Annotated in this window: 7 protein-coding genes; 2 read left to right on the forward strand and 5 right to left on the reverse strand. The window is 74.9% G+C overall.

All coding sequences use genetic code 11. The annotated features are described in order from the left end of the window. Positions 1-15: 15 nt before the first annotated feature. The gene (locus tag AB0302_RS05545; protein ID WP_366370801.1) at positions 16-1,317 is read left to right on the forward strand and encodes a hypothetical protein; all 1,302 of its coding nucleotides are present in this window, start codon (positions 16-18) and stop codon (positions 1,315-1,317) included. A 4-nt stretch (positions 1,318-1,321) separates the two neighbouring features. Here the strand turns inward: AB0302_RS05545 and AB0302_RS05550 are convergent, their stop codons facing one another. The 5 genes from AB0302_RS05550 to AB0302_RS05570 form a co-directional block, all read right to left on the reverse strand. Next, positions 1,322-1,960: a phosphotyrosine protein phosphatase gene (locus AB0302_RS05550; protein ID WP_366370802.1), complete on the reverse strand. Its 639-nt coding sequence runs from the start codon at positions 1,958-1,960 to the stop codon at positions 1,322-1,324. A 150-nt stretch (positions 1,961-2,110) separates the two neighbouring features. Further along, positions 2,111-2,491 (reverse strand): hypothetical protein, encoded by a 381-nt coding sequence (locus tag AB0302_RS05555; RefSeq protein WP_366370803.1) that lies wholly within the window; start codon positions 2,489-2,491, stop codon positions 2,111-2,113. 47 nt (positions 2,492-2,538) lie between these two features. Beyond that, positions 2,539-3,240 (reverse strand): deoxyribose-phosphate aldolase, encoded by a 702-nt coding sequence (gene deoC / locus AB0302_RS05560; protein ID WP_366370804.1) that lies wholly within the window; start codon positions 3,238-3,240, stop codon positions 2,539-2,541. Between the two features lie 256 nt (positions 3,241-3,496). Beyond that, complete coding sequence (locus tag AB0302_RS05565) at positions 3,497-5,200, reverse strand: phospho-sugar mutase (protein ID WP_366370805.1); 1,704 nt, start codon at positions 5,198-5,200, stop codon at positions 3,497-3,499. Beyond that, positions 5,200-5,955 (reverse strand): purine-nucleoside phosphorylase, encoded by a 756-nt coding sequence (locus AB0302_RS05570; RefSeq protein WP_298714281.1) that lies wholly within the window; start codon positions 5,953-5,955, stop codon positions 5,200-5,202. The genes AB0302_RS05565 and AB0302_RS05570 overlap by 1 nt, the downstream gene beginning before the upstream one ends. 251 nt (positions 5,956-6,206) lie before the next feature. Between AB0302_RS05570 and AB0302_RS05575 the strand changes: the two genes are divergently transcribed. Beyond that, on the forward strand, positions 6,207-6,328 hold a 122-nt coding region (locus AB0302_RS05575; RefSeq protein ID WP_366370808.1), incomplete at its 3' end, for a leucine zipper domain-containing protein.

The raw sequence follows: 6,328 nt of genomic DNA on the forward strand, positions 1-6,328 counted from the left end.
GTCGAGGAGGCACGCATGGCGGCGCGGCACCGTGAGGGGGGACTGGTTCCTGCGGACCCCCGGCTCCAGGAGGTCTACGCGGCCCGTGCCGAGCAGGCGCGGCGGACGGCCCGCGGCACCTCGGCCTGGACGAAGGACGACGACGCACCCCGGCTGTCCCGCGGCCCGCTCCGGATCCCCGAGCTGATTCTGGGCTTCGGGCTCGCCCTGGAGGCCTTCTCCGTCTCCGCGGGCGGCGTGCGCCTGCCCCTCAGTGAGCTGGCGATGATGGGTCTCCTCCTGCTCGCCCTGTGCCGCCGCGCCACCCGCGACGTCTCCGACCTCGGCGTCCTGGCCCTGGCCGTCTCCGCGGTGGGCGTCTTCCTCGCCGTCGTGTCCGTGGCCCACGGCATCCCGGATCTCGAATGGATCCGCCGACTGGTGCGCCTCGGGGCCTTGGCCGCGCTCATCGGGTGCATCGCCGGGCGTCGCCTGGACCTGCGCTCGGTGCTGTGCGGACTGCTGGCCGCTCTGGCGGTCAACGTGCCCCTGTTCTACGCCGGGCTCGTCCCGGCACCCTACGGCTCCTATCTCACCGGGTTCCTGGGGGACAAGAACGTGGCGGGCCTCTCCTACGCCGCGGTGCCCGTCCTTGCTCTGGCCTTCGTCCGCTCGCCGCAGCGGAAGGCGTGGCTGATGGCGGCGGCCGCCGCCTGTGTGCTCCTCACCGGCTCCCGCACATCCCTGGCCGGCCTGGCCTGCGCCCTGGCGTGGGTGGTGCTGACCCCGCGCATGGGTCCCGTCTTCCGGGTGGCCCTGCTGGGCGCCATGGCCTGGCTGGTCACCTTCGCGGAGAAGAACCTGGCGCAGCTGAGCGTGTTCGGCGACCGCACAGGCACGGACCGGCTCCGGGGGTGGATCCAGGAGGCCACTGCCGTCAAGGCGGCCGAGACCCCCTGGCACGGCCGCGGTCTCACCGAGGCCCATGTGGACATCGGGGACGCCGTGTGGTATTACCACAACTCCTACGCGGGCCTCTTCACGGAGGGCGGCTACGTGCTCCTCATCGGGGTGCTGGGTGCCTACGTCGTCCTCGGGCTCCGGCTGTTCACCGTGCGGCTGCGCACCCCCTCCCGCGTGGCGGTCGAGGCGGCGACAGCGGTCATGTTCGTCACCGCGGCTCAGCTCGGCGAGGTCTTCCTGACCACCACGGGGATGCTCATCCTCGCCACGGGGGTCACTCTGGCCCTTGAGGAGAAGGGCGCCCCGCTCGAGACCGAGGTCACCGAGAGGGAGCGCGCGCGCATCCTCCGCGAGGCCCGCACCCGCTGGGGCTGACGGCTCAGCCATCCACCGAGCGGGCCACGGCCCGGGCGATGCCCTCGAGCGCAGGGTCGAGGACCCGCGCCATGGCCACGTAGCCCTGCACCGGTCCGCGGAACGGGTCGGGCAGGTCCCAGGCCTCCGCCCCGGCCAGCCTCGGCCGCCCGGCCGCCATCGCCGCCGTGAGCTCCCGCACGCCGCCCTCCGCTGCCACACCGCCCTCGGCCAGCCGCCCCGCCTCGAGCAGCGTGAAGGCCCGGCGCACTGCGCCCGGGTCCTCCCGCAGCACCGCGTCGAGGTGGCCCTGCGTCGCGGCGAGCACCAGGTCCTGGCCCGCGAGCGTGCGAGCGGTGAGCTGCCGCGGTCGGTGTGCCGCCAGGGCCTTCCGCACCTGCGCAGCGGGGGCGAGCTCCAGGATCGGCTCCGGCACGGCCAGGGCCTGGTTCGGCCCGGTGCCCACGCTCGTCACCACGGCCCGCCCCGGGCCCAGCAGCTCGTCCAGCCGGTGCTGCAGCACGTGCTGCGCGTAGGCGGAGCGGCAGATGTTGCCCGTGCACACCGTGAGGATGCGGACGGGGGCGTCGCCGTCGTCGGCCCGGCCTGCCGCGGGGGTCGCGGCGAAGGGGGAGCGGATGGGCGGGCGGCTGGTCCAGCTCACGGGGTGGTCCTCTCGGGGCCGAGGTGGTGGGTCAAGGCGCCACCCTGGCCCTCAGACGGCCGGAGGGCGCCCACCCGAGTGCTGCGGGTGGACGCCCTCCGGGGTGCGCGGATCATGTCCGCGCGGAGTGCTCGATCCGATCCGGCGGGATCAGTGGCGGCGGTCGGCGCCGTGCGAGCCGGCGGCGTGCTGCGAGCCGGCGGCCTGCTGGGTGGCGGCGGGGCGTACGGTGGTGGTGCGCGCGGCCGAGGTGTGCACCGCGGTGGCCGGCTGGGCGGCCAGGGGCTGCGCGCCGTGGATGGCGTTGGTGTGCAGGGTGTCCCCGCGGCCCAGGATGCCCTGGGGGATGATGAAGGTGAGCACGGCGAGCGCCAGGGCGATGAGGCCCGGGATCCAGGCGTTGTCGAGCGACCAGAAGCTCATGGCGTACAGCGAGCCGAGGAACGCAGCGAAGCAGATCACGAAGAAGATCAGGGAGCCGCCCACGCCGCCCGCGTTCGAGTGGTCGATGGCCTTGCCGTTGCGGATCACGTCATAGCTCCTTCAGCTGCTGGTCCGTCCCCCGGGTGTGCGGAGGTTCAGTCGTCCCCCAGGATAGCAAGCGCGGAGCTCGCGCCGATGCGGCTGGCCCCCGCCGCGATCATGGCCAGCGCGTCCGCACGGGAGCGCACGCCGCCGGAGGCCTTCACCCCGATGTCCGGACCCACGGTGCGGCGCATCAGGGCGACGTGCTCGGCGGTGGCGCCGGCCGTGGAGAAGCCCGTGGAGGTCTTGACGAAGTCCGCACCGGCCTCGGCGGCGGCCTCGCACGCGAGCACGATCGCGGCCTCGTCCAGCAGGGCGGTCTCCACGATCACCTTGAGGAGCGCGCCGCCCTCGCCTGCCGGGCCCTGGGCGTGCGCGGCGTCCGCCACGGCGCGGATGTCCTGCACCAGGCGCTCGCGGTCACCGGCATGCGCGGCCGCGACGTCGATCACCATGTCCACCTCGTCCGCGCCGTCGGCGATGGCCTGGACGGCCTCGAACGCCTTGGCGGCGGACGACGTGGCGCCCAGTGGGAAGCCGATGACGGTGCAGGTCAGCACGTCGGAGCCCTCGAGCGCGGCGTGCACGCGGGGCACCCACACCGGGTTCACGCAGACGCTCTTGACGCCGGCCTCGCGGGCCTCGGCGACGAGGCGGTCGATGTCCTCGGCGGACGTCTCAGGCTTGAGGGCGGTGGCGTCGATGTACTGGGCCAGCTCGGCGGTGGACAGCTGCGGGAGCGCGGTGTCGGTCATGCGGGCCAGCCTATCCGGGGCGCATGACCGACGCCCGCCGCGGAGGCAGGCAGACTCGCCGCTTCACTTTCTGGAAGCGGCGAGTCTGCCTGCCTTGGGGGCGTGGGGGTGCGGGGGTGCGGGGGCGTGGGGGTGCGGGGGTGCGGGGATGTGGGGGCGTGGGGGCGTGGGGGCGTGGGGGGTGTGGGGGCGTGGGGGTGCGGGGATGTGGGGGTGCGGGGATGTGGGGGCGTGGGGGTGGAGGCGAGGGGCCTCCTCATCCCCCGACGAGCGCCGCCACCTGCGACCGCAGCCGCTCGAGCCGCTCAGCCGCCGCGTCCGGGTCCGCGTCCCGCGTGCCGAGGTAGCACTTGAGCTTGGGCTCCGTGCCGGAGGGGCGGATGAGCACGCGCGTGCCCGAGTCGGTGGCGAACAGCAGCGCGTCGGTGGGGGGCAGGCCCGCGCCGCCCTCGGCCAGGTCCCGGCTCACGGTCACCGGCTCGCCCGCGAGCTCGGCGGGGCCCCGCTCGCGCAGCGCGGCCATCGTCGCCCCGATGATCGACAGGTCCTGCACCCGCACGGACACCTGCGCGGCCGGCATCGCGCCGGTCACCGCGTCGACGGCGGTCAGCGCGTCGGCCAGCGTGCGCCCGGAGGCCGAGAGGTCGGCGGCCAGCTCGCACGCCAGCAGCGCGGCGGTGATGCCGTCCTTGTCCCGCACGAGGTCCGGGGCCACGCAGTAGCCGAGCGCCTCCTCGTAGCCGTAGCCCAGCTCGGGGGCGCGCGAGATCCACTTGAACCCGGTGAGCGTCACGTGATGCGCCACCCCCTCGGCCTCGGCGAGGACGGCCAGCTGCGGCGCGGAGACCACGGAGTTCGCGGCGCTGCGCCCCGTGGCCCGGAGCTGCGACATGAGGTGGGCCCCCAGCAGCGTCCCGACGGCGTCGCCGGAGAGCATCCGCCATGTCCGAGCGCCGGCGCCGTCGGTGACCCGCACACCGAGCGCGAGGCGGTCCGCGTCCGGGTCGTTGGCGATCACGAGGTCCGCGTCCCGCTCCGCCGCGAGGGCGAGCGCGAGGTCCATGGCGCCCGGCTCCTCCGGATTGGGGAAGGCCACCGTGGGGAAGGCGGGGTCCGGCTGCGCCTGCTCCGGCACCACCTCGACGTCGGCGAAGCCCGCCTCGGCGAGCAGCTCGGGGAGCACGGCCCCGCCCACGCCGTGCATCGGCGTGTAGACCACGCGCAGGGCGCGGTGGGGGAAGCGGTCCGGGTCCAGCAGGCCGAGCGCGGCCTCCCGGTAGGCCTCGAGCAGCTCCGGCCCGGCCAGCTCCCAGCCGTCCGCGGCGAGGGCGATGTCCGCGGGCCAGGCCTCGTGGTCGATCAGCGCGGCGATCTGCGCGTCCGCCGGGGAGACCAGCTGGGCGCCGCGCCCGGCGGCGTCCGTCATGCGTCCGCCGAGGTACACCTTGTAGCCGTTGTCCGCGGGCGGGTTGTGGCTCGCGGTGACCATCACGCCGGCGTCGGCGTTGAGGTGGCGGACGGCGAAGGCGAGCACCGGCGTGGGCAGCGCCGAGGGCAGCAGGATCACCTGCGCGCCGGCCGCCGTGAGCACCGCCGCCGTGTCCTGCGCGAAGGCGGCCGAGCCGCGTCGCGCGTCGTAGCCCACCACCGCGAGCGGGGCCGGGGCATCCGCCCCGAGCACCTGCCAGAGATGCGCGCCGAGCGCGGCCGCGGTGCGGCGCACCACGATCCTGTTCATGCGCGACTCGCCGGGGCCCTCCTCGGCGCGCAGCCCGGCCGTGCCGAACGCGAGCGGGCCGGAGAACCGGGAGGCCAGGGAGGCCCGGGCGGCGTCGGCCTCCGGACCGGTGCCCTCGGCGGCGTCCAGCTCGGCCCGCAGGATCTCTCGGTGCACGGGCTCCGGGTCCTCCACGGACCAGCGCTCGGCGAGGGCGACGACGCGGGGGTCCAGGGCGCTCATCAGATCCGCCCCACGATCTCGGCGAGCAGGCGCGAGATGCGCGGCCCGGCGGCACGGCCGGCCTCCACCACCTCGGCATGCGAGAGCGGCGTCTCGGAGATCCCGGCGCCCGGGTTGGTCACGAGCGAGATGCCGAACACCTCGAGGCCGGCGTGGCGGGCCGCGATGGCGTCGAGTGCCGTGGACATGCCCACGAGGTCCCCGCCGAGCGTGCGGGCCATGCGCACCTCCGCGGGCGTCTCGTACTGCGGGCCGGAGAACTGCACGTACACGCCCTCGGTGAGGGAGGGGTCCACCTCGCGGGCGATCGCGCGGATGCGCGGGGAGTAGAGGTCCGTGAGGTCCACGAACGTGGCGCCCACCAGAGGCGTGGCGCCCGTGAGGTTGATGTGGTCCGAGATCACCACGGGCGTGCCCGGGGCGATCGCCGGATCCAGCCCGCCGCACCCGTTCGTCAGCACGACGACGGACGCGCCCGCCGCGGCCGCCGTGCGGACGGTGTGGGCCACGTCCTGCGCGCTGCGGGACTCGTAGAAGTGGGTGCGCGAGCCGAAGACCAGGGCGTGCGTGCCGTCCGGCAGGCGCACGGAGCGGATCACGGCGCTGTGGCCCGGCACCTGCGGGGCGTGGAAGCCCGGCACGTCGGCCAGCGGCACGGCCGCCACCTCCTCGCCCAGCAGCGCGCCCGTGCCGCCCCAGCCCGAGCCCAGCACGACGGCGATGCGGTGCTCCGGCACGCCCGTCGCCTCGGCGATGGCCGCGGCGGCCTGCCGAGCCTCGGCGAAGCCGGGGTGGTCGCCGACGAGCCGGGACTCGCCGGCGACCCCGGGGGCGCCGGTCGTGGAGTCGGGTGCGGCCGGGGCGGGGGAGGAGGTCTGCTCGTTCACGCCGCCAGTCTAGGTGTACCCGGTCAGGACGTTGGTGGCACGAGGGAGCTTGAACAAAGGAGAACCTCCGGGTGGGATGTGGCTTGTCTAAGGCCCACATCACAAACCCAGAGGTTCTCATGTCCCACGGTAGCGCCCGCCTGACCGTTCACGGCCGTCGACTCATCGTCCAACGCCACCAAGCCGGATGGGCTCAAGCCCACATCGCCGCCGCGATGGGGGTCTCACGAAAATGCGTGAA

The sequence above is a fragment of the Micrococcus sp. NPDC078436 genome (genome assembly GCF_040702705.1).
GTDB lineage: Bacteria > Actinomycetota > Actinomycetes > Actinomycetales > Micrococcaceae > Micrococcus.

Bases quoted from the DNA above. Each gene is read 5' to 3' on its own strand.
- AB0302_RS05545 (WP_366370801.1), top strand. From the start codon at position 16: ATGGCGGCGCGGCACCGTGAGGGGGGACTGGTTCCTGCGGACCCCCGG.
- deoC (WP_366370804.1), bottom strand. From the start codon at position 3,240: ATGACCGACACCGCGCTCCCGCAGCTGTCCACCGCCGAGCTGGCCCAG.
- AB0302_RS05565 (WP_366370805.1), bottom strand. From the start codon at position 5,200: ATGAGCGCCCTGGACCCCCGCGTCGTCGCCCTCGCCGAGCGCTGGTCC.